Annotated in this window: 20 protein-coding genes and 1 tRNA gene; 10 read left to right on the forward strand and 11 right to left on the reverse strand. The window is 66.5% G+C overall.

The genetic code is table 11. The features are described from left to right. Window positions 1-99: 99 nt before the first annotated feature. The 5 genes from J8I35_RS35005 to J8I35_RS29025 all read right to left on the reverse strand — a co-directional run bounded on the left by J8I35_RS35005 (window position 100) and on the right by J8I35_RS29025 (window position 6,400). Complete coding sequence (locus tag J8I35_RS35005; protein WP_209928283.1) at window positions 100-1,809, reverse strand: site-specific integrase; 1,710 nt, start codon at window positions 1,807-1,809, stop codon at window positions 100-102. Between the two features lie 174 nt (window positions 1,810-1,983). Further along, window positions 1,984-2,060, reverse strand: a tRNA-Met gene (locus J8I35_RS29010). Window positions 2,061-2,214: 154 nt separating this feature from the next. Then, window positions 2,215-3,873 (reverse strand): MFS transporter, encoded by a 1,659-nt coding sequence (locus J8I35_RS29015; RefSeq protein WP_050014581.1) that lies wholly within the window; start codon window positions 3,871-3,873, stop codon window positions 2,215-2,217. A gap of 227 nt (window positions 3,874-4,100) precedes the next feature. Then, a complete protein-coding gene (locus tag J8I35_RS29020; protein ID WP_209928285.1) occupies window positions 4,101-5,654 on the reverse strand; it encodes a sensor histidine kinase in 1,554 nt (517 codons plus the stop codon). Between the two features lie 17 nt (window positions 5,655-5,671). Further along, complete coding sequence (locus J8I35_RS29025; RefSeq protein ID WP_006497347.1) at window positions 5,672-6,400, reverse strand: response regulator transcription factor; 729 nt, start codon at window positions 6,398-6,400, stop codon at window positions 5,672-5,674. A 188-nt stretch (window positions 6,401-6,588) separates the two neighbouring features. On the opposite strand from J8I35_RS29025, the gene recA reads away from it, so the two are divergent. The 9 genes from recA to J8I35_RS29070 all read left to right on the forward strand — a co-directional run bounded on the left by recA (window position 6,589) and on the right by J8I35_RS29070 (window position 15,795). Further along, entirely contained in the window at window positions 6,589-7,659 is a 1,071-nt protein-coding gene (gene recA / locus J8I35_RS29030; RefSeq protein WP_011546125.1) for a recombinase RecA, read from the forward strand. Then, the gene (gene recX, locus J8I35_RS29035) at window positions 7,659-8,567 is read left to right on the forward strand and encodes a recombination regulator RecX (protein ID WP_124556544.1); all 909 of its coding nucleotides are present in this window, start codon (window positions 7,659-7,661) and stop codon (window positions 8,565-8,567) included. The genes recA and recX overlap by 1 nt, the downstream gene beginning before the upstream one ends. Before the next feature lie 146 nt (window positions 8,568-8,713). Continuing rightward, a complete protein-coding gene (locus J8I35_RS29040) occupies window positions 8,714-9,322 on the forward strand; it encodes a DUF2889 domain-containing protein (protein ID WP_050014576.1) in 609 nt (202 codons plus the stop codon). Window positions 9,323-9,390: 68 nt separating this feature from the next. Next, window positions 9,391-10,557, forward strand: a complete 1,167-nt coding sequence (gene sucC / locus J8I35_RS29045) for an ADP-forming succinate--CoA ligase subunit beta (protein WP_006477915.1) — start codon at window positions 9,391-9,393, stop codon at window positions 10,555-10,557. Window positions 10,558-10,621: 64 nt separating this feature from the next. Next, window positions 10,622-11,503 (forward strand): succinate--CoA ligase subunit alpha, encoded by an 882-nt coding sequence (gene sucD / locus J8I35_RS29050; protein WP_006477916.1) that lies wholly within the window; start codon window positions 10,622-10,624, stop codon window positions 11,501-11,503. 157 nt (window positions 11,504-11,660) lie between these two features. Next, window positions 11,661-12,362, forward strand: a complete 702-nt coding sequence (locus J8I35_RS29055) for a TerC family protein (RefSeq protein WP_050014572.1) — start codon at window positions 11,661-11,663, stop codon at window positions 12,360-12,362. 95 nt (window positions 12,363-12,457) lie between these two features. Continuing rightward, complete coding sequence (locus J8I35_RS29060) at window positions 12,458-13,054, forward strand: pilin (protein WP_050014570.1); 597 nt, start codon at window positions 12,458-12,460, stop codon at window positions 13,052-13,054. 155 nt (window positions 13,055-13,209) lie between these two features. Then, on the forward strand, window positions 13,210-14,988 hold the full coding sequence (locus tag J8I35_RS29065) for a Wzy polymerase domain-containing protein (RefSeq protein WP_209928288.1): 1,779 nt from the start codon (window positions 13,210-13,212) through the stop codon (window positions 14,986-14,988). A gap of 456 nt (window positions 14,989-15,444) precedes the next feature. Beyond that, window positions 15,445-15,795 carry a TonB family protein gene (locus J8I35_RS29070; RefSeq protein ID WP_124556531.1) on the forward strand — a complete coding sequence of 117 codons (351 nt, stop codon included), beginning with the start codon at window positions 15,445-15,447 and terminating at the stop codon, window positions 15,793-15,795. A 148-nt stretch (window positions 15,796-15,943) separates the two neighbouring features. On the opposite strand, the gene J8I35_RS29075 is transcribed toward J8I35_RS29070, so the two are convergent. The 4 genes from J8I35_RS29075 to moaC all read right to left on the reverse strand — a co-directional run bounded on the left by J8I35_RS29075 (window position 15,944) and on the right by moaC (window position 21,375). Then, a complete protein-coding gene (locus tag J8I35_RS29075; protein ID WP_209928310.1) occupies window positions 15,944-17,104 on the reverse strand; it encodes a glycosyl hydrolase in 1,161 nt (386 codons plus the stop codon). Between the two features lie 76 nt (window positions 17,105-17,180). Continuing rightward, entirely contained in the window at window positions 17,181-18,086 is a 906-nt protein-coding gene (locus tag J8I35_RS29080) for a hypothetical protein (protein WP_050014566.1), read from the reverse strand. Next, window positions 18,079-20,766, reverse strand: coding sequence for a type VI secretion system Vgr family protein (locus J8I35_RS29085; RefSeq protein ID WP_209928290.1), 2,688 nt, complete (start codon window positions 20,764-20,766; stop codon window positions 18,079-18,081). The genes J8I35_RS29080 and J8I35_RS29085 overlap by 8 nt, the downstream gene beginning before the upstream one ends. A gap of 120 nt (window positions 20,767-20,886) precedes the next feature. Next, entirely contained in the window at window positions 20,887-21,375 is a 489-nt protein-coding gene (moaC, locus tag J8I35_RS29090) for a cyclic pyranopterin monophosphate synthase MoaC (RefSeq protein ID WP_050014564.1), read from the reverse strand. A 269-nt stretch (window positions 21,376-21,644) separates the two neighbouring features. Here moaC and J8I35_RS29095 point away from each other — a divergent pair, with 269 nt between their 5' ends. Continuing rightward, window positions 21,645-23,339 carry a M48 family metalloprotease gene (locus J8I35_RS29095; protein ID WP_209928291.1) on the forward strand — a complete coding sequence of 565 codons (1,695 nt, stop codon included), beginning with the start codon at window positions 21,645-21,647 and terminating at the stop codon, window positions 23,337-23,339. A gap of 36 nt (window positions 23,340-23,375) precedes the next feature. On the opposite strand, the gene J8I35_RS29100 is transcribed toward J8I35_RS29095, so the two are convergent. Together J8I35_RS29100 and J8I35_RS29105 are read right to left on the reverse strand one after the other, a co-directional pair. After that, window positions 23,376-23,963 carry a DUF2946 family protein gene (locus J8I35_RS29100; protein WP_050014561.1) on the reverse strand — a complete coding sequence of 196 codons (588 nt, stop codon included), beginning with the start codon at window positions 23,961-23,963 and terminating at the stop codon, window positions 23,376-23,378. Next, window positions 23,956-24,993 carry an alpha/beta fold hydrolase gene (locus J8I35_RS29105; RefSeq protein WP_050014560.1) on the reverse strand — a complete coding sequence of 346 codons (1,038 nt, stop codon included), beginning with the start codon at window positions 24,991-24,993 and terminating at the stop codon, window positions 23,956-23,958. Before J8I35_RS29105 ends, J8I35_RS29100 begins: the two co-directional genes overlap by 8 nt. Window position 24,994 lies beyond the last annotated feature (1 nt).

Here is a 24,994-nt window from a genome sequence, read left to right on the forward strand (position 1 = left end):
GGCCTGTGCCTGCTCAACCTTGTATAAAAGGAAGCCGGCCGAGTGAGCGGCCGGCCAGCTCCACCGGGCTCGGAGTGGTATCCCGGAGCCTGGGCGGGATTATGTCCGACCCGCGTAGGGCAGGTGGCCCAGTTCGAGTCCAGGAAAATCCAGTTTCTCCATTGCCTGGACGAGCAGTTCAAACGGCAGCCGTTTGAACCGACCTTCCTTCCTGCCATAACGGCTGTCAGCCGCGTGCCCAATCAGTTCGTCGATGACCTGCTCGCTGATGCCTGCCAGCTCGCCAAACGTCTGGAACGTGTGGCGAAAACTGTGATAAACGAGCGCGGGGTCCGTGAGGCCGATGGGCGAGCGCAGGTATTCGTTAAACCAGTTGCTGAAGACCGCGCCGCGCTTCCCGTACTGGTTGGTCGAGAGGTCAGGGAAGAGCCATGCCGAGCCGCCGGCTGGCCTACGGGATTCGATGAAGTCGAGCCAGCCGAGGCGCAGCAAGTTACGGTGGACCGGGACGTGGCGCATGACGGCGTGGTTCCCCGTGCGGGCCTCGCGTTTGGAGTCGTGCAGGTGCAGGCACCATACGCCATCGCGTTGGACCACATCGGCGACCGTCAGCCGGCACAGGTCTTCGACGCGGGCACCGGTATGCGGCCCGAGCAGCGGTAGCCAGTAGGCCGCGTCGCCTCCGCCCTTTCCCGGACGGTGTCCGCATGTGTAGACGGGCGAGGCAAACACCGCGTTCAGCTGGTCCGTCGTGAAGGCCGTGCGTACGGTTTTTCGGCTGAGCTCGACGACCTTGGCGGGATACTTCATGCCGCTGAACGGGTTGCTGGCCAGCTTCGTCAATTTTTTGCGCATGGCGAGCGTGACGAGCGGTGACAGCAACGACAGAATGGTGTTTACGCGGCCGTGCTCGAGCTCGTCCTTTTCCAGACAGAGCGTCTTGAATCGTTCAACGTGGTCGGGCGTCAGGACCGTCAGCGGCAGGTCGCCCACATGCGACTTGAATCGCTGTACCTGCCTCGCCGAATCGTTTACGGTTTTCGGCGAGGGCATCCGTTCTGCCTTCCAGCATTTCAGGGCGGCTTCCCACGTATCGTCTTCGTCGACCAGGGGAATCAGCTCAGGCGTCTCGCTCACTTTGCCGTCGAGGCGCCGCAGCTCTTCTTCGACGACAGCCAGTTGCGCATCGGTAATTGCCTTCAACAGTGTGACAAACTCCGTCGACGCAGCGGGCAGCCAGGCGCGCTCCCACATCAGATGCTCCTCGACGGACTCGCGGACGTCCGAAAAGTCGTCCGACGCCCGGGCCCGGCGCAACTGCTTGCGAGCCTCGAGCAACAAGGTTCGGTGTGCGTCGTCGTCGTAGTCGTCTTTGTCGGCTTCGGCTTCGGCTTCGTCGCTCTCTTTCTCGAAGTAAGTCGGACGTACTTCGTCATCGTTCGCCAGCGCGTTGACGGTGTAGCGCTCGACCAGTCGGGGAATGTGCAGTGCGTGAAGTCGGGTCGTGCCCGGCGGCTGCACGGTCGGGTGATATGGGTGAGGCTCGTCGTCGACGGCGCGCATTCCATGCGGCAACCAGGCGTCTGCGGCCATAGCGGCCGAGGCGGCCGCCGCCCGCGCCGGAGCGACGAGGCGCTCATACTCGAGGGCGGCCATCGGCAGGCGGCTGATGGCCTCGGTCCGGCACGGCGTTTCCAGGCTCACCCAGATTTCAGTTTTCTGGAGCTGGGCGCGCAGCTCGAGCGGCACCTTGCGGCGGAAGTAGTAATGGGTCGACTCGGCGCGGGTGGTCAGGTAGGGGTGTTTCACGGTGTGCTCTCCACATTGAGGTAACAGTGGCGTGTAGCACCCGCGCCCGGAAAATTGCCGCACCTAAAACGTTCGCGCGCTTTAGATACGTAATGCGCCTGTTCGGGCGCATTCCCGGCGTTCCAGAACAAAAAAGCCGCTGCTTCGTGAGAAGCAGCGGCTTTTTCTTACAACTGGTGGCGAATCAGGGATTCGAACCCCGGACCTGCGGATTATGATTCCGTCGCTCTAACCGACTGAGCTAATTCGCCGAAGACCCAAATTATGTCGATCGACCGGCCGGGTGTCAATACCTTTTTCCATCTTCCCCGAAAAAAGTTGCCGGCGGCCCGTGCCGGCCTCCATCGCGGGCGGGAGCCGGCCAGCGGAAGCAGTGCCTCCGCCGGCCTTTCCCCGCAGCCAACATCAATCCTGCGCGTAGATGTCCGAGTCCTTCGTCTCCTTGACGAACAGCAGGCCGATCACGAACGTGGCCAGCGCGATCACGATCGGATACCAGAGCCCCGAGTAGATGTTGCCCTTCGCCGCGACGATCGCGAACGCGGTCGCCGGCAGGAAGCCGCCGAACCAGCCGTTGCCGATGTGATAGGGCAGCGACATCGACGTGTAGCGGATCCGCGTCGGGAACATCTCGACCAGCATCGCCGCGATCGGGCCGTAGACCATCGTCACGAAGATCACGAGGATCGTCAGGATCACGATCGTCATCGGCCAGTTGAGTTGCGCCGGGTCCGCCTTGGCCGGGTAGCCGGCCCCCTTCAGCGTCGACGCGAGCGTCTTGTCGAATGCCGCGCCCTGCACCTTCGCGTCGGCCGCCTTGCCGTCGTAGGTCTGGATCACCGTGTCGCCGACCTTGATCTGGGCCGGGGTACCGGCCGGCGCCGCGACGTTCTCGTAGTTCAGGCCGGCCTTCGCGAGCGCGCTCTTCGCGATGTCGCACGAACTCGTGAACTTCGACGTGCCGACCGGGTTGAACTGGAACGAGCAGGCGGCCGGATCGGCGATGACCGTGATCGGCGCCTTCTGCGTCGCGAGTTCGAGCTGCGGGTTCGCGTAGTGCGTGAGCGCCTTGAACAGCGGGAAGTACGTCAGCGCCGCGATCAGGCAGCCCGCGAGGATGATCGGCTTGCGGCCGATCTTGTCCGACAGCGAACCGAAGAACAGGAAAAACGGCGTGCCGATCAGGAGCGCGATCGCGATCAGGATGTTCGCGCTCGCGCCGTCGACCTTCAGCGTCTGCGTGAGGAAGAACAGCGCGTAGAACTGACCCGTGTACCACACCACGGCCTGGCCGGCCGTCAGGCCGATCAGCGCGAGGATCACGATCTTCAGGTTCTTCCACTGGCCGAACGCTTCGGTCAGCGGCGCCTTCGACGTCTTGCCTTCCGCCTTGATGCGCAGGAACACCGGCGATTCGTTCAGTTGCAGCCGGATCCACACCGACACCGCGAGCAGCAGGATCGACGCGACGAACGGCACGCGCCAGCCCCAGCTGCCGAACGCTTCCTCGCCGATGAACGTGCGTACGCCGAGGATCACGAGCAACGACAGGAACAGGCCGAGCGTGGCCGTCGTCTGGATCCACGCGGTGTAGAAGCCGCGCCGGTTGGCCGGTGCATGCTCGGCGACGTAGGTCGCCGCGCCGCCGTACTCGCCGCCGAGCGCGAGGCCCTGCAACAGCCGCATCGCGATGAAGATCACGGGGGCGGCGATGCCGATCGACGCGTAGCCGGGCAGGAAGCCGACCACGAACGTCGAGACGCCCATGATCACGATCGTCACGAGGAACGTGTGCTTGCGGCCGACGAGGTCGCCGAGCCGGCCGAACACGATCGCGCCGAACGGCCGCACCGCGAAGCCGGCCGCGAAGCCGAGCAGCGTGAAGATGAACGCGGCGGTCGGATTGACGCCGGAGAAGAAGCTCTTGCTGATGTAGGCCGCGAGCGAGCCGGCCAGGTAAAAGTCGTACCACTCGAACACGGTGCCGAGCGACGACGCGAAGATCACCTTCTTCTCTTCGCCCGTCATCGGCGAGTGCGAAATTTGCCCGCCTAACGTTGCCATGAATCGTCTCCAAGTCCCTTGATATAGATATGCGGCCGCCGTGGGAGGGGCGGGCCTGTCGACGATTATTGGCACGGAAACTTACGGCCCACTGACTCGCGCGTACAAAACCACTGCGCGTTAACCCGCGTCGAATCGGCCGCTTCGCGCGCCGATCGTGGCGCGAACGGCCGGTAAATCGCCGGTTTCGACGGGGTTGCGCCGATCCGCGGCGGCGCGCGTCAGGGTTAATCCGGGGCGGGGGCGGTCAGCGGCAGGCTGATGCGCACGAGCGTGCCGGCGAGGCGCGGGGCGTGCTGATAGACGTGATCGTCGAGCGTCAGCGTGCCGCCGTGCTGCGTGGCGATTTCGCGCACGATCGCGAGCCCGAGGCCGCTGCCGTCGCCTTCGCGGCCGAGGATCCGGTAGAAGCGCTCGACGACGCGATCGCGCTCGCCGGCCGGGATGCCGGGGCCCGTATCCTCGACTTCGAGATGCACCCGCCGCGCCGCGGGCTCGGCGCGCACGCGCACCGTGATGCGGCCGCCTTCGGGCGTATAGCGGATCGCGTTGTCGACCAGGTTGCCGAGCATCTCGCGCAGCATCACCGGATTGCCGTCGACGTCGAGCGGCGCGTCGTCGTCCGGGCCTTCATACCCGAGGTCCATCCGTTTCGCGAGCGCGGCCTGCACCCAGTCGCGCACCGTGCGTCGTGCGAGCGCGCCGATCTCGACCGGCTCGAAGGTCAGCCCGCTCGCGCGGTTTTCGGCACGCGCGAGCGCCAGCAGTTGCGTGACGAGCCGCGCGGCCTGCTCGGAGCTCGTCGCGATCTGCTCGAGCGAACGCTGCACGTCGGGCGGCACCGGGTGGCGCAGCGCGAATTCGGCCTGCGTGCGCAGGCCCGCGAGCGGCGTCTTCATCTGGTGCGCGGCGTCGGCGATGAAACGCTTCTGCAGCGCCATGTTCTGTTCGAGCCGCGCGAGCAGGTCGTTGAACGACGTGACGAGCGGTTCGATCTCGGGCGGCGCGCGCTGCGCCTCGACGGGCGACAGGTCGTCGGGTCGTCGCGCGCGGATGTGCGCCTGCAGCGCGTTGAGCGGCGCGAGCCCGCGCGACAGCCCGAACCAGACGAGCAGGATCGCGAGCGGCAGGATCACGAATTGCGGCAGGATCACGCCCTTGATGATGTCGTTCGCGAGCGCGTTGCGCTTGTCGAGCGTTTCGCCGACCTGCACGAGCACGGGCTGCGCGCCGCTCGCCTGCGGCAGCGCGACGGTCGTATATGCGACGCGCACGTCGTTGCCGCGCAGCAGATCGTCGCGGAACACGACGACGCCCGGCGGCGGGCGGTCCTCGTCGCGCGGCAGCGGCATGTCGGCCTCGCCCGCGACCAGCTCGCCGCGCGTGCCGAGCACCTGGAAGTAGACGCTGTCGATGTTGTCCGCGCGCAGGAAGTCGCGCGTCTGCTCCGGCAGCGTCAGTTCGGCGACGCCGTTGACCGGATGGATCTGCCGGGCGAGCACGTACGCGTTGGTCTCGAGCGCGCGGTCGAACGGGCCGTTCGCGATCGTCTTCGCGACGAGATAGGTGACGGCGATGCTCATCGGCCACAGCAGCAGCAGCGGCGCGAGCATCCAGTCGAGGATTTCGCCGAACAGCGAGCGCGGGCGCGGCGTTTCGGGCGATTCGGTTTCGTCGGGCGGCGCGAACGGGTTCTCGTAGCGGGCGTCGCGCGCGTCGTCGGCAGCCGACGACGGCGTGCCGGTCGGGTGGCGGGAAGGGGAATGGGCCGGCGTGGCCATCGCGGCGCCGCCCGGCGTCAGCGCAGCGGCGTGCCGGCGGCCGCGGGCTGGGGCGCCGCCGTGTCGGCCGGCGTCGCGGGCGCGACCTTCTCGAGGCAATAGCCGAGGCCGCGCACGGTCGAGATCCGCACGCCGCTCGGTTCGATCTTCTTGCGCAGCCGGTGCACGTAGACTTCGATCGCGTTGTTGCTGACTTCCTCGCCCCATTCGCACAGGTGATCGACGAGCTGTTCCTTCGACACGAGGCGGCCGATCCGCTGCAGCAGCACCTCGAGCAGGCCGAGTTCGCGCGCGGAGAGATCGAGCACGTGATCGTTCGCATACGCGATGCGGCCGACCTGGTCGAATGCGAGCGAGCCGTGGCGCACGACCGTCGGGCCGCCGCCGGCGCCGCGCCGGGTCAGCGCGCGCACGCGCGCCTCGAGCTCGTTGAGTGCGAACGGCTTGGCCATGTAGTCGTCGGCGCCGAGGTCGAGCCCCTTCACGCGTTCGTCGACGCTGTCGGCGGCGGTCAGGATCAGCACGGGGAGATTGGAATTGCGCGCGCGCAGGCGCTTGAGCACGTCGAGCCCGGACATTTTCGGGAGCCCGAGATCGAGGATCAGCAGGTCGAAAGTCTGCATCGACAGCGCGGTGTCGGCGTCGACGCCGCTCTTCACGTGATCGACGGCATAGCCCGATTGGCGGAGTGACCGGGTGAGTCCGTCCGCGAGTATGCTGTCGTCTTCGGCGATGAGAATTCGCATGTTGCTGACCGATGCCGGCAGGGCGTTTGCGCCGGCGCGGCTGTCTCCGAAGTTATTCGTGTACAACGCAACCCGCATTGCGGGCTTGCATAAACCACTGTTTTTTTATACAGTGTCTGCATTCGTGGGCAGCGCTTGATGCGGGCGCGCCTCCAACAGACGCTGCTCATCATAGCAAAGGACGATTCATGGAAGATAGCAAGAAGGGCTCCGGGATGACCGCCGAGAAGAGCAAGGCGCTGGCGGCCGCGCTCGCGCAAATCGAGAAGCAGTTCGGCAAGGGCTCGATCATGCGCATGGGCGACGGCGAGGCGGCCGAGAATATCCAGGTCGTCTCCACGGGGTCGCTGGGTCTCGACATCGCGCTGGGCGTCGGCGGCCTGCCGCGTGGCCGGGTGGTCGAGATCTACGGTCCGGAATCGTCCGGTAAAACCACGCTCACGCTGCAGGTCATCGCTGAACTGCAGAAGATCGGCGGCACCGCAGCCTTCATCGACGCCGAGCACGCGCTCGACGTCCAGTACGCGTCGAAGCTCGGCGTGAACGTGCCGGAGCTGCTGATCTCGCAGCCGGACACCGGCGAGCAGGCGCTCGAAATCACCGATGCGCTGGTGCGCTCGGGCTCGATCGACATGATCGTCATCGACTCGGTCGCGGCGCTCGTGCCGAAGGCCGAAATCGAAGGCGAGATGGGCGATTCGCTGCCGGGCCTGCAGGCCCGCCTGATGTCGCAGGCACTGCGCAAGCTGACCGGCACGATCAAGCGCACGAACTGCCTCGTGATCTTCATCAACCAGATCCGGATGAAGATCGGCGTGATGTTCGGCAACCCGGAAACCACGACGGGCGGCAACGCACTGAAGTTCTATTCGTCGGTGCGTCTCGACATCCGCCGGATCGGCTCGATCAAGAAGAACGACGAGGTGATCGGCAACGAAACCCGCGTGAAGGTCGTCAAGAACAAGGTATCGCCGCCGTTCCGCGAAGCGATCTTCGACATCCTGTACGGCGAAGGCATTTCCCGCCAGGGCGAGATCATCGATCTCGGCGTGCAGGCGAAGATCGTCGACAAGGCCGGCGCCTGGTACAGCTACAACGGCGAGAAGATCGGCCAGGGCAAGGACAACGCGCGTGAATTCCTGCGCGAAAATCCGGAAATCGCGCGCGAGATCGAAAACCGCATCCGCGAATCGCTCGGTGTCGTCAGCATGCCCGATGGCGTAGCCAACGAAGCCGAGGCGCTGGACGAAGAAGAGTGATGGTTGCGCGCCGAGGTCGGGCTGGCGAGCCGGAGGAGCACGACACGCCCGAAACGGCGGGTCGCTCCGGCCGGCGAGCCGCACCCTCGGGCGCCAGCCGGCGGGACGCAGGCGGCAACGCCGCGAACCGCACCGCGACGAGGGCATCCGACGATGTCCTCGTTTCGTTTGAGATTGCCGCACCGGACGATCCGTTCGACGACGACGAATCGTTCGACGCACACGATCGCCCCCGCCGTCGGGTGTCCGGTGTCCGCTTCCCGGGCGATCGAGCCCCGGGCGCTCGTGCCCCGGGCGATCGCGCAGCCGATGCGCCCGCGACGGAAGATGTCTATACGCGCAGCAGCCAGCATCCGCGCCGCACACGCCGTGCATCCGGCGCGTCTTTCGGCGCATCTTCCGGCGGCGCTGCTTCAAGCGACGCCCCGGGCGCTCGCGAACGCGAGTCGTCGAAGCCGCCGCGGTCGTTGAAGGGGCGCGCGCTCGGCTATCTGTCGAGGCGCGAATACAGCCGCGCGGAACTCGCGCGCAAGCTCGCCCCTTACGTCGGCGAGGACGAATCCGTCGACCCGGTGCTCGATGCGCTGGAAAAGGAAGGCTGGCTGTCCGACGCGCGCTTCGCCGAGAGCCTCGTGCATCGTCGCGCGTCGCGCGTCGGCGTCGCGCGCATCGTCAGCGAACTGAAGCGCCATGCGGTCGGCGACAGTCTCGTCGAAGAGGTGAATGCCCAATTGCGCGAGACCGAGTGGACGCGCGCGCAGGCCGTTTGGCGCAAGAAATTCGGTGCACTGCCGCAAACGCCTGCCGAGCGCGCGAAGCAGGCGCGCTTCCTGGCCGCGCGGGGCTTCTCGAGCGCGACCATCGTGAAGTTGCTGAAGGTCGGCGACGATTTCCCGATCGATGACTGAGCCGCCCGGTCGCGCGCGTGGCGCGCGATTTTGCTGCATCGCAACCGCTTCCGGACAGGCGGGAATACCCGCCGTCGGGGCCGAATGCCTCAAATACCCAATATGCTAAAATCCACGGGTTTTCCTCTTCGGCCTCAACCTCCAGCATGCCGCTATCCGAGCCCGTGCCCCGTCAGTTGCGACATCGACGCGCAATCCGAGCGGAAGCCTACGAGCGCGGCGACGGCTTGTGGGACATCGAAGCCTGCCTGACCGACCACAAGCCGCGCGATGTCGCGCTTGCGTCGGGCATCCGGCCTCAGGGCCTGCCGATCCACGAACTCTGGCTGCGCGTGACCATCGATCGTGACCTCAATGTCGTCGACGCCGAAGCGTCTTCGGAATGGGTGCCCTATCCCGGTCACTGTCAATCCGCTTCCCCCGCCTATCGGGCCCTCATCGGGCTCAACCTCTTCCGCAATTTCCGCCGCAACGCGAACCGGCTGCTCGCCGGCGTCGCAGGCTGTTCCCATCTCACCGAACTGTGCGCCGTGCTGCCGACGGCCGCGATCCAGGCGTTCGCCGGTGATGTATGGAACGTGCGCGAGGAGGGTGGCGAAGGGCCGGACCATGACGGCGTGCACGCCGAACCGCCTTTCCAGCTCGGCCGCTGCCGCGCGCTGCGATTCGATGGCGAGGTCGTGCGGCAGTACTACCCGCGCTGGTATGGCCCGATTCGGCCGGATCTGCCCGGTGAAGGCAGCACGAAGGAATGAACGGAAATCATTCGAAGAAGCGTCTTAAGCGACATTTCATCCAACTCTCAGACTGAAGGGAATCACGCATGAAGATTCACGAGTACCAGGGTAAGGAAATCCTGCGGAAATTCGGCGTCGCGGTACCGCGCGGCAAGCCGGCGTTCTCGGTTGACGAGGCCGTCAAGGTGGCGGAAGAGCTCGGCGGCCCGGTTTGGGTCGTGAAGGCTCAGATTCACGCGGGTGGCCGTGGCAAGGGCGGCGGCGTGAAGGTGGCGAAGTCGATCGAACAGGTGCGCGAATACGCGAACCAGATCCTCGGCATGCAGCTCGTCACGCACCAGACCGGTCCGGAAGGCCAGAAGGTCAACCGCCTGATGATCGAAGAAGGCGCCGACATCAAGCAGGAACTGTATGTCAGCCTCGTCGTCGACCGCATCTCGCAGAAGATCGTGCTGATGGGTTCGAGCGAAGGCGGCATGGACATCGAAGAAGTCGCCGAAAAGCACCCGGAACTGATCCACAAGGTCATCGTCGAGCCGTCGACGGGCCTGCTGGACGCGCAGGCCGACGACCTCGCCGCGAAGATCGGCGTGCCGGCCGCATCGATTCCGCAAGCGCGCGCGATCCTGCAAGGCCTGTACAAGGCATTCTGGGAAACCGACGCTTCGCTGGCTGAAATCAACCCGCTGAACGTCTCCGGCGACGGCAAGGTCACCGCACTCGACGCGAAGTTCAACTTCGACTCGAACGCGCTGTTCCGTCACCCGGAAATCGTTGCGTACCGCGATCTGGACGAAGAAGATCCGGCTGAAATCGAAGCGTCGAAGTTCGATCTCGCGTACATCTCGCTCGACGGCAACATCGGCTGCCTCGTGAACGGCGCAGGCCTCGCGATGGCGACGATGGACACCATCAAGCTGTTCGGCGGCGAACCGGCGAACTTCCTGGACGTCGGCGGCGGTGCGACGACCGAGAAGGTCACGGAAGCGTTCAAGCTGATGCTGAAGAACCCCGACCTGAAGGCGATCCTCGTGAACATCTTCGGCGGCATCATGCGCTGCGACGTGATCGCGGAAGGCGTGATCGCCGGTTCGAAGGCCGTGAACCTGAACGTGCCGCTCGTCGTGCGCATGAAGGGCACGAACGAGGACCTCGGCAAGAAGATGCTGGCCGATTCGGGCCTGCCGATCATCTCGGCCGACAGCATGGAAGAGGCTGCGCAGAAGGTCGTCGCGGCTGCCGCAGGCAAGTAACGCTATCGAATACGCATGGCGGCGCGGCTTGCACGCGACGCCCATCGAACAGAGGTCAAAATACATGTCGATTCTGATCAACAAGGACACGAAGGTCATTACGCAGGGCATTACCGGCAAAACCGGTCAGTTCCATACGCGCGCCTGCCGTGAATACGCAAACGGCCGCGAAGCATTCGTCGCGGGCGTGAACCCGAAGAAGGCCGGCGAAGATTTCGAAGGCATTCCGATCTACGCGAGCGTCAAGGAAGCGAAGGCGGAAACCGGCGCGACCGTGTCGGTCATCTACGTGCCGCCGGCAGGCGCAGCCGCTGCGATCTGGGAAGCGGTCGAAGCCGATCTGGATCTCGCGATCTGCATCACGGAAGGCATTCCCGTGCGCGACATGATCGAAGTGAAGGACCGCATGCGTCGCGAAGGCCGCAAGACGCTGCTGCTCGGGCCGAACTGCCCGGGCACGATCACGCCGGACGAACTGAAGATCGGCATCATGCCGGGTCACATCCACCGCAAGGGCCGCATCGGCGTCGTGTCGCGTTCGGGCACGCTGACGTATGAAGCGGTTGCGCAGCTGACGGCACTGGGCCTCGGCCAGTCGTCGGCAGTCGGTATTGGCGGCGACCCGATCAACGGTCTGAAGCACATCGACGTGATGAAGATGTTCAACGACGATCCGGATACGGATGCGGTCGTGATGATCGGCGAAATCGGCGGTCCGGACGAAGCCAACGCCGCCGAGTGGATCAAGGACAACATGAAGAAGCCGGTCGTCGGCTTCATCGCGGGCGTCACGGCGCCTCCGGGCAAGCGCATGGGCCACGCCGGCGCGCTGATCTCGGGCGGTGCGGATACGGCCGAAGCGAAGCTGGAAATCATGGAAGCGTGCGGCATCACCGTCACGCGCAACCCGTCGGAAATGGGCCGTCTGCTGAAGAAGGCGCTGTAAGTATTTCCATCGGGCTCGTCCTGCAGAAAACGCCGGCTTTGCCGGCGTTTTTTGTTATGCTCCCGCAATGAATTCGTAAGCACCGGGCATGCGTGCTGCATGTGCCGACGATGAACCGGGTCGCCCGCGAGGCGGCCGCTGCCCTTTCCTCACCGCCATGCTCGAATTCCTGACCTCGCTGCACTGGGGCGCCATTCTCCAGATCGTCATCATCGATATCCTGCTCGGCGGCGACAACGCGGTCGTGATCGCGCTTGCATGCCGCAACCTGCCGGCGAACCAGCGGCTGCGCGGGGTCGTCTGGGGCACCGCTGGGGCGATCCTGCTGCGCGTCGCGCTGATCACGTTCGCGGTCGCGCTGCTCGACGTGCCGTTCCTGAAGCTCGGCGGCGGGCTGCTGCTGCTGTGGATCGGCATCAAGCTGATGGCGCCGGCCGCCGACGCGCACGACAACATCAAGCCGGCCGACCGGCTGTGGGATGCCGTGAAGACGATCGTGATCGCCGATGCGGTCATGAGCCTCGACAACGTGATCGCGATCGCCGGCGCGGCCGAGCAAGCCGATCCGTCGCACCGGATCGCGCTCGTGATCTTCGGGCTCGTCGTCAGCGTGCCGATCATCGTGTGGGGCAGCACGCTAGTGCTGAAGCTGCTCGACCGTTTCCCGGTCGTCGTGGCGCTCGGCGCCGGGCTGCTCGGCTGGATCGCGGGCGGGCTGATCGTGAACGACCCGGTCGGCGACCGCTGGCCGGTGCTCGATACGCCGGAAGTGGTTTACGGCGCGAGCATCGTCGGGGCCCTGTTCGTCGTCGCGATCGGTTACGCGCTCAGGAAACGCCGCGACGTGCCGCAGCACTGACTGGCCATCCGGCCGACTGCCGGCTTCGCGGCCCGCTGGCTACGATCGAGACGCCTGCCTTTGTCGGCAGGCGTTTTTCGTTTCCGGAGCCTGCCATGTTCGAAGCCTTTTCCGTTTCCCTGTTCCGTCGCGTTGCCGCCGATCTGCGGCGCGCGAACCGGTCGTCGCCGCGCTGGCGGCTGGCCGGGTTCACGCTGATCGAACTGATGATCGTGCTGGCGATCGTCGGCGTCGTCGCGGCCTATGCGATTCCCGCGTACCAGGATTACCTCGCACGGTCGCGCGTCGGCGAGGGGCTTGCGCTCGCGTCGTCGGCGCGGCTCGCGGTCGCCGACAATGCCGCGAGCGGCGCGAGCCTCGACGGCGGCTACAGCCCGCCGGCCGCGACCCGCAACGTCGAATCGGTTGCGATCGATGGCGCCACCGGCCAGATCACGGTTGCGTTCACCACCCGCGTCGCCGCGGCCGGCACGAATACGCTGGTGCTCGTGCCGTCCGCGCCCGACAAGGCCGATGCGCCCACCGCGCGCGTGCCGCTCAAAAAGGGGGCGATACAGGCGGGCGCGATTGCGTGGGAATGCTTCGCCGCCGGCAAGGACGCGTCGTCGCTGCCGGCACCCGGCGCCGGGCCGTTGCCCGGTAACGCCGCGACGCTGCCCGCGAAATATGCCCCCGCGGAGTGCCGTGCATAAGGCTGGCGCAGAAGGAGAGCGGCCGCGCATGCGGCCTGCCGGCCGCCGCTTCGGCCGGCCGGGCTGCGACCCGACGCCGGCACGCGGAGCGACAGCCCCGCACAGAGCGGGGAAAGTTTTGTATAGTGCGCCGGTTGCTGACATCCGGTTCGCTCATGCCTTCTACTTTTTCCCGTTCGTTGTCGCTCGTTGCGCTGGCTGTCGCCCTGATCGTGCCGTACGCGATCACGAATCACACGTATCCGATCCCGACCTTCTATTCGGAGTTTTCCGCGCTGGTGCTGTATCTGCTGGTGGGCGTGTCCGTCGTGCTGCTCGCGCGCACCGGCCGCCCGGCCCAGCCGTTTGCCGCGCCGGCGGCGTTCGCGGCGCCGCTCGGTTTTGCGGCGGTGCTGATCGCGCAGGTCGCGCTGATCCCGCTCAAGGTGCCGTCGATGAACTGGCTGGCGGTCGGCTATCTCGCCGCCGCGCTGGTCGCGATGCAGGCCGGGTATGCGCTGGCGCGCGACGGGATGGCGGAAATCGTGTCGCGGATGATGGCCGGTGCGCTGCTCGTGGGCGGCGTGTTCGCGGTCGGCACCCAGATCGTGCAGCTGTTCCACCTCGAATCGGCCGTCTCGCCGTTCGTCGTGGTGTACAACATCGCGGTCGATCGCCGCCCGTACGGCAACATGGCGCAGGCGAACCACCTGGCCAGCTACATCGCCTTCGCGCTCGCGGGTGCGCTGTATCTGGTGCAGACGCGCCGGCTCGCGGTGTGGGCATGGCTCGCGCTGTCGCTCGTGCTGTCGGTCGGTCTCGCGCTGACGGTGTCGCGCGGGCCGTGGCTGCAGGTCGCGGTGATGGTCGTCGCGGGCTTCTGGATGGCGTGGGTCGAATCGCGCCGCACGCCGGGCAATGCGCGTGCGTGGCTGATACCGGTCGTGCTTGCGGTCGCATTCATCGCGGCGAACGTCGCGGTGCGCTGGGCCAACGTGCACTACCACCTGAATCTCGCGGAGTCGGCAGCCGACCGGATGCGCGATGCCGGGCAGATCGCGCCGCGCCTCGCGCTGTGGAAGTACGGGCTCGCGATGTTCCGCGAGCATCCGCTGCTCGGGGTCGGCTGGGGCGAATTCCCGTCGCATCAGTTTGCGCTCGTGCGCACGCTCGGCGGCGTCGAGATCGCGAACAACTCGCACGACATCTTCATCGACCTGCTCGCGAAGTCCGGTCTCGTCGGGCTCGGCGTGCTCGCCGTCACGCTCGTCATGTGGTTCGTGCGTGCGGTGCGGGCGCCGCAGTCGAGCATGCGCGTGTTCGGCTTCGCGCTGATCGGCATCCTGCTGATGCATGCGCTGGTCGAGTATCCGCAGCAATACATGTTCTTCCTCTTGCCGGCGATGTTCGTGATCGGGCTGCTCGAGGTGAAGCCGCTGCGTATCCTGCCGGGGCGTGCGGCATTCGGGCTGTTCGCGGTGCTGTCGTTCGGCGGCGTGCTGGCGGCGGTGCCCGTGCTGCGCGACTACCAGCGCGCGGAAGTGCTCTATTACGGCAGCAGCCCGGCCGCGCAGTACCGCGATGCGCCGTCGCTGCTGTTCGGCGCGTGGGGCGATTACGGTGCGGCGACGCTGCTCACGATTTCGTCGGACAACCTGCCGCTCAAGCTCGCCGCGCACGAGCGCGCGATCGCGCTGCTGCCCGGCGAGACGGTGCTGCGCCGCTATGCGGTGCTGCAGGCGCTGGCCGGCCGCGAAGCGGACGCGCTCGATACCGTCGCGCGCCTGCATGTGTTTGCGAAGGAATTGAAGGACTGGCCGCAACAGCTGGCCGCGTTGTACAAGCTGTGCGATCAGGAGCCGGCGCTGAAGACGTTCAGGGCGGCCGTCGTCGCGAAGTACGGCGAAGCGCCGGCCGACGAGGGCGACGATTCGGACGACGACGATTCGGATTGACGCGTGTCGTGCACGCCGGAACGGGGAATTCCGGCGTCTACCGCGCCGCGCTGACGGCGGCCGACGTCGGAGCAAGACGGCCGCCCGGCGCATAGCGCGCCAATCCGGTCGGGTATCGATTACGTCGCGGATCGCGCGGATTCCAGCCGAATGGGCGGCGATTCGCGTCAACCATTGTCAAATCGCCGCCGCTGACCGGGCGGCGCGTGCACAATGCGCGAAAGTGCTCGCGTGCCCGCCGGCGCGGCGCGTAGCCGGTGTGAATACGGAGAATGTCCAGGCTATCCGGGCATTCCGCCGAGCAGGATCGCGGTCGAGCATTGCTCGGCCGCGCGGCCGTAACGGGGCGCCGGTCCGATGGCCGCGGCGCGGTGCGACACACGCGATGCGGCCGGCGAAAGGCTGCCGGCGCGCGACGCATGTGCCCAGAACAGTGCTGAAGAACGACATTCGACCATGGCCCTTCGCTCGACCTACCTGATCCTGCCCGCCGTCGCGGTACTGCTTTCCGGCTGCGCGATGCTGTCGTCGTCGCAGGAAAGCAAGCTGACCTGCCATATCCCCCGGGCCGTCTATCCGGATAGCGCGAAACCGCTCACGCGTCCGGTTACCGTGCTCGTGCGCGCGCTGATGACGACGTCCGGCGAAGCGCAGAACGTGACCGTGACGACGAGTAGCCGCAACGCGGCGGCCGATCGCGCGGCCGTCGAGGCGATGACGCACGCGACCTGCGCACAGACTGGCGCGACCGCGAATCCTTTCCTGCTGACGCAACCGTTCGTGTTCGAGCCGCAGCGCGGGCAGTGACGGGCGGGCTGCGCGCCGATGGCCGCACCGTTGCACGCGGCCACCGAAAGTCGATCCGTGCGGCCGCCGAGCCGTGCGCTCGATGTGCGCTGCCGCGGAGCCGGCACCCGAATCGCGACGGCGCTCCGCGGCAATCGCATCGGAACGGTCAGAACTGCCGCTTCTTGAGCGTATAGGCGACCAGCGAATACAGCGTGTTCGTTTGGGCGTTGAAATATCCGCCCTGAGCCGGTTTCTCCCTGCTCGAGTTCCAGGTCTTCCCGCCGTCGCTGCTGACGAACGTGAGATCGAGCGGTGTGCCGTTGCGGCTGGCGTCGGTTGCGTAGACGAGCAGCAATCCGTCCCGGCCGACGCTCAGACTATCGAGCGTCAGTGCGTCGTCAAACGAATGCAACTGGCGCACCTGCTCGGGTTCGCCGTTCGTCCACGTCGAAATGGCGCCGACGCGTTTTCCCTTGTCGGCGGGATTATCGAAATTGCGCGGTTCGCCGAGGCGCGACAGCGCGTAAAGCGCATAGTGATTCGACGCGGTTGGAGACGAGGACAGGTTGACGACTACCTGTTCGGGCAAAACGGCCTCCAGGGCGAACCCGGATTGCTCCCAGCCCAGCCGATAGACGACGCTTGCGGCGGTAGCATGCTCGGATTTCTCGACGTGGTATGCCACGCGCAAGGTACCGTCCGGGCCGAGGTCGATGCCGTCAAAGGTGCGGCGGGGTTTGCCGGCCTCCGCAGCACCCGGTGGCAGTTGGATTTCCCGCCACGATTGACCGCCGTCGGACGTGCGCCACACGTGCGGGCCCCAACCGATCGCATAGCCGCGCTGCGGATCCAGAAAGAGCAGGCGACCGATGTTCCGATCTTCGGGCCACGCGAGCTGTACCCAGTCGCGTCCGCCGTTGGACGACTTCCAGAGCTTGGTCACGTGCGGCGTCAGCCCGTCGGCAGGCTGAGGCGACTTGTAGTCCATCCAGCCGGTGCTGATGAATTCGACCGTCCAGTCCTTGGCGTGCCACCAGGCGGCGGTCTGGCCCACCTGCTTGAAATGGCGCGTCATGTCGCCGTTCACCGGGCCGCGCCAGAATTCGACCGACGTCCGGTTCAGCGTTTCGCGACTGTCGCTCATCCAGGCTTCGGCCGGCTCGGCTTTTTCCTTGTCCTTCCATTCCGCGTACGGTTTGAACGTGATTTCAGGATCGCTGATCTTCAGCGTGATCGCCTCGTTTCCCGATATCACGAAGTCGCCTCCGCCGTAAGGCTTGCTGTTCTTCATGAAAGTGTTGGAAACGACCTGCCAGTCATTCGACATAGATGAGAACCCGACAATCAAGACAATGAGCACGACTGCCGCACCGAGCGACAGCTTCAGGAATTTTTTCGTCATTTCATTTCGGCATCAGTTTTTCGATTGCCTGTGCAACAGGGTCGATGACATGTTCGTTGACGGCATCACCGGCCTTTTTCGCATATTCGACGGTATTGTCGACGTACTGTTTGCCCACGCCGACACCGCTGTCGAATGCCTGGGAGAATGTCCTGAGATCACCCCATTCCTGGGCGTTGGGTTGCTTCAGGATGTAGTACATATCGACAGGCCCGAGCCCGGCCAGACCGCCGTCGAGATAGGCGAGAGGGTGGGTCTTGAACGCGTACGTCTTGAAGGTGTCGTCATCCAGTTCGAGCGCGTACTGCGGCACGTTCATCTCGCAACCGCCGCTGTTCGGCTTCTTGCCCCTGATCGAAATGGTGTCGCCGCGCATGTTCTGCTGCAAACCCTGTTCCAGATAATGCTGCAGGAACCAGCGTGCGCTCGCAAGCCACGCCTTGCCTTTGTCGCTCAATTGCGGGAGCAGGTATTTGCCGTAATTCGAGCAATAGTAGTAACCGTAGCTGACGTAATATCCCGGCGGCTTATGTCCGCATCCGATATGACGCATCATGAAATTGCCGTGGCGGGACCAGTCGGAATCGGTGCTTTCGGCTTGTATCAGGTTCTCCCGCCGATGCAGCAGTTCACGGGCAACTTTCGTGTCTTTCCACGGATCCCATGACGTCGCGAATTTCTTGACGGTTGCCCAGATACTCGACGTGCTGACTTTTTCGACCGTTTCCCAGTACTCGCCATGCAGCGGCCGGTAGTAGTACGGGCACGTTCCGATAATGGAATCCGCCGCCGGCGTCACATGCTTGTCGCAGATGTTGATCTGTACCTTCGGCCGATCCTGGTATCCCGTCGGGGTGAGCATCGCCGCACCGGTTCCGAGCACCTTGTCCTGTTGTCCGTCAGCCATTCGATTTCCCCAGAAACTTGACGACGACGTCGTGCGGCACGTGGCTCTGCGTGAGCCCTGTCTCGCCTGCCGCGTTGGTGACGCCTTCCGAGATCAGCTGTCCGTTCGAGAACATCTGGTACCGCGTGTTCGCGACCGGGATGTCGGTGCCGGCCCAGTGCGCGATGAACGCCTGGTCGTAGTTGCCGTTGGAGTTCGGCAACGTCGGCATCGCTTGCGACAGGTGGGTGGGGCCGCTGAACGCATGCTGCGCGCCCTTGATGTCGATCTTGCCGGGCGCATGCACCTCGATGTTGCCGTTCGCGATGCGGATATAGGCGCCGCCGGACGTCAGCAGGATTTCCTTCGCCGCGGCGCCTTCGACCGACTGCGTGACGGCGATCAGCTTCAGCGCCTTCTGCGCGGTCAGCTCGATGTTGTCCGCGTGCGCCTGCACTTCGACCTTGCCCTTGCCGGCGAACAACTTCATCCCCGCGTTTTGCGCGAACAGGCTGATCCGGTCGAGGACACTGGCGACCAGCGATTTCCCGGCGGCGACGTGCGTGCTTTGTCCGCTGACGAGGTTGATCTGCTGGTCCGCGGCAAATTGCGCGGATTGCTGCGTGGACATCCCGATGCCGGCCGGGCTGCCGAACAGCATGACCGGCTCCTTGAACGCATTCGCGCTGCCGGTTCCGCCGCCGGCCGTCCGCCCGCCCGACGTGCCGCCGCTCACGCTGTTCCGCGTCGCATCGGCGAACTGCTTCAGTGCCGAGTGGCCGGGGTCGAGCGACTCGCCCTGATGCTGCGCGCTGACCTGCGACATCGCGTCGATCAGTCCTTCCGCGCGCACGAGCTGCTCCCGCGTCTCGTCGACGTCGAGCGGCTGGCTTGCCGCCTGCTTCGGATGCGTCGTGACGTACAGCCCGCGGTTCGCGCGCACGGCGCCGTAGGCGTCCGAGCGCAGGTCGAAGCCGCTGCCGAGATAGCTGCCGCGGTTGTTGCCCGCGTGGTCGATCAGGTAGCCCAGATGCAGATGTGCGTTGGTCTGGCTGCTGTACAGGTGCACGCGGTTCTGCGACGTCGCGTCGTCCAGTACCAGCTGGTTGTAGCCGGCGCCCGCATATTCCTTTGACCGGTATCCGGACAGGATCCCGTTGCTGTGCCATTGCGGACTCGTCGCGCCGTTGTAGACCTTGCCGACGATGATCGGACGATCGCAGTCGCCGCCGACGAAGTCGACCAGCACTTCCTCGCCGCTGCGGTGCGGGTGAACGGCGCCGTAGCCGTTGCCCGAATCGGACGACGTGGCGCGGAGCCAGCACGATGCCTTTTCGTCGCCGTCGTTCAGGCGGTCCCAGTGGAAGCGGACCTTGACCCGGTTGAGCGCGTCCGTGTGGACCTCTTCGCCCTGCGGGGCGACGACGATCGCGGATTGCAGGTGCATCGGCGGCTTCGCATGCTCGAACGGGCTGCGGAACGGCACCGTCGTGCGCTGCGCTTCGATGCGGATCTGATAGAAGCCCTCCGTGCCGTCGGGATGACGCACACGCGACAGCGGAGTATCGCCTGCCTGCACGATGCGGCCGATCTCGGCCTGCAGACTGTGCGGGAAAACGGCCGACTCGTCGGCCACGGGCAGGTTGTTGACGATGACCCACGTCGTCTCGATCACCGCGAATTCGCGTTGACCGGCATCGTCCTTGTCGTGTTCGGGATGATCGGCGAACGCGAACGTGCGTCCCGCGTCCATGCGCCGCACGCCGCCGACACCATGAAAGCGCTTCGCTTGCGATTCCTGTTCTTCCATCCAGATCTTCGACAGATGGTCGCCGCGCGACTGCTCGGGATACGTGTACGCACCCGTGTATTCGTAGACTTCGAGCTGCCCCGGCAGGTCGCCCTGGTTCGCGATCGTCGGCGTGTGGGTGGCCTTCGGATTCGACGCGGTGGGCGGCTGCTTGTAGTCGAACGTGCGCGTGGCGCGCGCGACGCTGCGCAGCGTGCGCGTACCGGTGAACTGGACGAGCGTGTCGGCTTCGTCGCCCGTGCCCGCGTGATGAAAGCGCACGGTTCGCGGCGACAGCGCGGGCAACGCATCGAGCCGATCGACGATGACGAGCCGGTGCGACCTGCCGTCGTTGTCCTGTTCCCAGAAACCGTACAGGCCTTCCGATTCCATCAGCCGATGCACGAAATTCCAGTCGTCCTCGTATTGCATGCAGAACGAGCGCGACGGCAGCGGCCGGGAAAGCTGGAACGTGAAGCGGCCCTGGGCCTGCGGGTGCTGGTTCAACACGTCGGCGATGATGTCGTCGGCCGACCGGTCCTGCCAGATGCGCTGATCGCGGCGGAACTTCAGGAAGTGCAGGAACGATGCAAAGACGATCTGGTAGTGCGTGACGCCGCTGTCCGATCCGAGCCGGCGGACCGCATGCGCATAGCCGTGGTGTGGCGCGTACGATTGGTCGGCCTGCTGGATCCAGAGCGTCACCGGCTGCGCGATCAGTTTCTTGAGTTCGACGTCGTCGGATACCGACACGGTATCGACGGTGAACTCGAAATGGCGCCCGAGCCGCGACCGGCCCGCGACCCGCTGCGGCAACAGGACGTCAGGGCCGAGCGGGGTATCCAGCTTGACGAGGCGCGCGTGCTGGACCGGTCCGGCCAGCAACGCGCTTCTTAACGCTTGCGAATTCATCACCAGGGCTCGCTTTGTTGTGCTGTTTTGCTGGTTCGCACGCTCTCTCGTGCGGAATCCGGTAATTGTATGAGATAAACGGTTTTATCTCGAATTTGCGGGCTGGCTGCGCCCGGCCGTTCAGCCCGCCGCGTCTTCCGCCTTCCAGTCCCCCGACTTCCCGCCGCGCTTCTCGCGCACGCTCACGTCGGTGATCACCATCCCGCGGTCGACTGCCTTGCACATGTCGTACACGGTCAGCAGCCCGACCTGGACGGCCGTCAGCGCTTCCATCTCGACACCGGTCCGGCCGAACGTCTCGACCTGCACGACGCAATGCACGCCCGGCAGCGCGTCGTCGAGTTCGAAGTCGACGGCCACGCGCGTCAGCGCGAGCGGGTGGCACAGCGGAATGAGATCGGCCGTGCGCTTCGCGCCCTGGATCGCCGCGATGCGCGCGACGCCGAGCACGTCGCCTTTCTTGGCCTTGCCGTCGCGGATCAGCGCGAACGTGGCCGGCAGCATCCGGATCGTGCCGCGCGCGATCGCGATGCGCCGCGTTTCCTGCTTGTCGCCGACGTCGACCATGTGCGCATGGCCGGCGGCATCGAAATGGGTGAGTCCTGACATGTCTTCCTCTCGTGGAACGGCGTGCGCGCGCACGTCCGTCGATCCGGCTCCGTGATCAGCCGCGCTTCGAATCCCGTACCGGCGCGACGAACCGATCCAACTGCGCAGCGGGCGCCTATCATAGCAGCGGCGTTCGCGTTGCCGGACGCGCAGATGACGCATGCGCGGCACGGGACAGTCGTCGCGGCGCCGGTACAATGACCCGAATATTCAGACCAAACGCCGCGATGCGCGCCGCTCGCGCGGGACGGCGTCGTATTCATCCTGCCATGCGTGTCAAACAGTTGCTTGCCGTGTCGCTGTCGGCCGCGCTTGCGCTGCCGCCGGGCGGCCATGCGCAGAGCGCCGCCGCGCCGCCGCTCGAGCCGGCAGCGGGCGGCGCGACGTCGATATCCACCGTGCCGTCCGGCATCGCGACCGGCGTGTTCGGCACGTACGGCGGCGCGGAGAGCCGGTTCTCGGGCGCGGACGGTGCGTCGGCGCCGGTCGCGAGCCTGCGCGCGCCGCTGCGTGCGCTGGAGCTGCCCGATCTTGGCGACGGCTCCGGCGGCGCGCTGACGCCGCGGGCCGAGCGCCGGCTCGGCGAGCGCGTGATGCGCGAGGTGCGGCGCGATCCCGACTATCTCGACGACTGGCTCGTGCGCGACTACCTGAACGCGATGGCGGCGCGGCTCGCGGCCGCGGCGGCGGCGCGCTACATCGGCGGCTACACGCCCGACTTCGACCTGTTCCCGGTGCGCGATCCGCAGATCAACGCGTTCTCGATGCCGGGCGGCTTCATCGGGATCAACAGCGGGCTGGTGGTGACGACGCAGACGGAGTCGGAGCTCGCATCTGTGGTCGGCCACGAGATGGGGCATGTGCTGCAGCGGCACATCGCGCGGATGATCGGCGCGAGCGAGAAGAGCGGCTACACGGCGCTCGCGACGATGCTGCTCGGCGTGCTGGCCGGCGTGCTCGCGCGCAGCGGCGATCTCGGCAGCGCGATCGCGATGGGCGGGCAGGCGTACGCGGTCGACAACCAGCTGCGCTTCTCGCGTTCGGCCGAGCGCGAGGCCGATCGCGTCGGCTTCCAGTTGCTCGCGGGAGCCGGCTACGACCCGTATGGGATGCCGGGCTTCTTCGAGCGGCTCGATCGCGCGTCGATGGGCGATGCGGGCGTGCCGGCCTACGCGCGCACGCATCCGTTGACCGGCGAGCGGATTGCGGACATGGAGGATCGTGCGCGCCGCGCGCCGTACCGGCAACCGCGCCAGTCGGCCGAATACGGGTTCGTGCGCGCGCGGCTGCGCATCCTGCAGAACCGGGCGCCGACCGACATCTCGGCCGAGGCGCGCCGGATGCAGCTCGAGATCGACGATCGCACCGCGCCGAACGTCGCGGCGAACTGGTACGGCATCGCGCTCGCGAACACGCTGCTCGGCCAGTACGATGCGGCGGACAAGGCGCTCGCGTCGGCGCGCGGCGCGTTCGACGAGCGCGGGCGGCGCGACGACGATCCGGCCACCCGTTCGCCGAGCCTCGACGTGCTGGCCGCCGACATCGCCCGCCGCGCGGGCCGGACCGACGACGCGGTACGGCTGTCGGCGCTCGCGCAGCGGCACTGGCCGGCGTCGCACGCGGCGATCGTCGCGCACCTGCAGGCGCTGATCACCGCGCGCCGCTTCGCCGACGCGCAGACGCTCGCGCGGGCGCAGGCGAAGGCCGACCCCGAACAGCCGGACTGGTGGGATTACCTCGCGAAGGCGAGCGACGGCAAGGGCGACGTGCTCGCGCGGCGCCGCGCGCTGGCGGAGAAACTGGCGCTCGACGGCGCGTGGCCATCGGCGATCCGGCAACTGAAGGAAGCGCGCGACGCGAAGGACGTGTCGTTCTACGAGCAGTCGATCATCGGCGCGCGGCTGCTGGAATTCGAGGCGCGCTACAAGGAAGAGCGCGACGACGAGAAGAACGGCCGCGGGTAGCGGCCATCGCGCGGCGAACGCGGCCGGCGCCGCCGCTCACTGGTCGCTGTCGGCCGCGTCGCGCGCGCGGCGCGCCGGGCTGGCGACGTAGCCGAACCGTGCCGGTACGTCGGCGCACGCAATGCTGCCGAGCGGCAGCGTACGGCCGTCGCGCCAGCGCAGCACGGGCGGCTCGGCATCGAAATCCGCGTGATCGGCGAACAGCCCGAGGTCGTGATCGTGTAGCGCCGCGATGCGCGCGGGCGTGCCGGCGTCGCGAAACAGCACGCCGCCGCCGTCGTCGAGCCACGCTGCCTCCGGCTTGAACGGGGCGCCCGTCTGGTCGGTGAGCGCAAGCTGCCCGTCATGCTCGGCGAGCCGCACGACCCACGGCGTATAGGCGAGTTCGACGTACACGCGCTGCGGCCCGTTCTGGAAGAACCACTGGCCCTGCGCGTCGCATGCGTAGTTGCGGCCGATGAACGCGTTCAGCGCCGCATGCCGGATCGGCGAGCCGAGCTCGCCGGCCGCCTGCGCGGCGTCGTCGCGCAGCCGCCATGCGCCGCGCCGATCGAGCAGCAGCCAGCCGGTGCAATGCGGCACGTTCGGCCATTTGGCGAGCGCCTGCCTGACGATGTCATCCATGGTCGACGAATTTCGAGCAATAGCCGAACACCCGCGCCGACAGCCAGTCGAGGCGGCCGGGGAACGGCCCGGTCATGAAGCCCGCGTGGCCGCCGTGCGCGGGCTGGTCGAGCTCGACGGCCGGCGACACGTCGGCCGGGCCCGGCAGCGCCGATTCGGGCAGGAACGGGTCGTTGCGGGCGTTGAGGATCAGCGTGGGCACGTCGATCGCGCGCAGCAGCGGGCGCGTCGTCGCCTGGGTCCAGTAGTCGTCCGCGTTCGCGAAGCCGTGCAGCGGCGCGGTCACGACTTCGTCGAAGTCGCGCATCGTCACGGCCCGCAGCATCGCGTCGCGGTCGAACAGCCCCGGATACTGTTCGAGTTTCGCGAGCCCCTTGCGTTTGAGCGTCTTCAGGAAGCTGCGCGTGTAGACCATCGCGAAGCCCTGCGACAGCGCGCGGCCGCCGGCATGCACGTCGATCGGCGTCGAGATCGCGGCGGCGGCGCGCACGATCGACGTGTCGCTGCGATGCTCGCCGAGCCAGCGCAGCAGCACGTTGCCGCCCAGCGACACGCCGGCCACGACCAGCGGTCCGCGGTGCTGCGCGGCGAGCCGGCGCAGGATCCAGTCGACCTCGGCGCTGTCGGCGAGATGGTAGAAGCGCGGCTGCCGGTTGATCTCGCCGCTGCAACTGCGGAAGTGCGGGACGACCGCGTGCCAGCCGTGCGCGCGCGCGGTGGCCATCATCGCGAGCGCGTAGTGCGAGCCGGAGCTGCCTTCGAGGCCGTGGAACAGCACGAACAGCGGCGCGTCGGGCGCCGGCGCCGCGCTGTCGAGGTGCGCGACCCAGTCGAGGTCGATGAAGTCATGGTCGGGCGTTTCCCATCGCTCTCGCCGATAACCGACTACCGGCCGCCGCGCGAACAGCGCGGGCACGATGGTTTGCACATGGCTGTTGGGCAGCCAGCGCGGTGCGCGATAGCGCAATGAATCGTCGTCGGGGGCCGGGGGCCCGGTCAGCGGCGAGGTGGGCGGAGAAGCCGTACTCATG

This window comes from Burkholderia sp. CpTa8-5, assembly GCF_017815045.1.
GTDB classification, from domain to species: Bacteria; Pseudomonadota; Gammaproteobacteria; order Burkholderiales; family Burkholderiaceae; genus Burkholderia; species Burkholderia sola.

Bases quoted from the DNA above. Each gene is read 5' to 3' on its own strand.
- J8I35_RS29015 (WP_050014581.1), bottom strand. From the start codon at position 3,873: ATGGCAACGTTAGGCGGGCAAATTTCGCACTCGCCGATGACGGGCGAA.
- J8I35_RS29020 (WP_209928285.1), bottom strand. From the start codon at position 5,654: ATGGCCACGCCGGCCCATTCCCCTTCCCGCCACCCGACCGGCACGCCG.
- J8I35_RS29025 (WP_006497347.1), bottom strand. From the start codon at position 6,400: ATGCGAATTCTCATCGCCGAAGACGACAGCATACTCGCGGACGGACTC.
- recA (WP_011546125.1), top strand. From the start codon at position 6,589: ATGGAAGATAGCAAGAAGGGCTCCGGGATGACCGCCGAGAAGAGCAAG.
- recX (WP_124556544.1), top strand. From the start codon at position 7,659: ATGGTTGCGCGCCGAGGTCGGGCTGGCGAGCCGGAGGAGCACGACACG.
- J8I35_RS29040 (WP_050014576.1), top strand. From the start codon at position 8,714: ATGCCGCTATCCGAGCCCGTGCCCCGTCAGTTGCGACATCGACGCGCA.
- sucC (WP_006477915.1), top strand. From the start codon at position 9,391: ATGAAGATTCACGAGTACCAGGGTAAGGAAATCCTGCGGAAATTCGGC.
- sucD (WP_006477916.1), top strand. From the start codon at position 10,622: ATGTCGATTCTGATCAACAAGGACACGAAGGTCATTACGCAGGGCATT.
- J8I35_RS29055 (WP_050014572.1), top strand. From the start codon at position 11,661: ATGCTCGAATTCCTGACCTCGCTGCACTGGGGCGCCATTCTCCAGATC.
- J8I35_RS29060 (WP_050014570.1), top strand. From the start codon at position 12,458: ATGTTCGAAGCCTTTTCCGTTTCCCTGTTCCGTCGCGTTGCCGCCGAT.
- J8I35_RS29065 (WP_209928288.1), top strand. From the start codon at position 13,210: ATGCCTTCTACTTTTTCCCGTTCGTTGTCGCTCGTTGCGCTGGCTGTC.
- J8I35_RS29070 (WP_124556531.1), top strand. From the start codon at position 15,445: ATGGCCCTTCGCTCGACCTACCTGATCCTGCCCGCCGTCGCGGTACTG.
- J8I35_RS29075 (WP_209928310.1), bottom strand. From the start codon at position 17,104: ATGTCGAATGACTGGCAGGTCGTTTCCAACACTTTCATGAAGAACAGC.
- J8I35_RS29080 (WP_050014566.1), bottom strand. From the start codon at position 18,086: ATGGCTGACGGACAACAGGACAAGGTGCTCGGAACCGGTGCGGCGATG.
- J8I35_RS29085 (WP_209928290.1), bottom strand. From the start codon at position 20,766: ATGAATTCGCAAGCGTTAAGAAGCGCGTTGCTGGCCGGACCGGTCCAG.
- moaC (WP_050014564.1), bottom strand. From the start codon at position 21,375: ATGTCAGGACTCACCCATTTCGATGCCGCCGGCCATGCGCACATGGTC.
- J8I35_RS29095 (WP_209928291.1), top strand. From the start codon at position 21,645: ATGCGTGTCAAACAGTTGCTTGCCGTGTCGCTGTCGGCCGCGCTTGCG.
- J8I35_RS29100 (WP_050014561.1), bottom strand. From the start codon at position 23,963: ATGGATGACATCGTCAGGCAGGCGCTCGCCAAATGGCCGAACGTGCCG.
- J8I35_RS29105 (WP_050014560.1), bottom strand. From the start codon at position 24,993: ATGAGTACGGCTTCTCCGCCCACCTCGCCGCTGACCGGGCCCCCGGCC.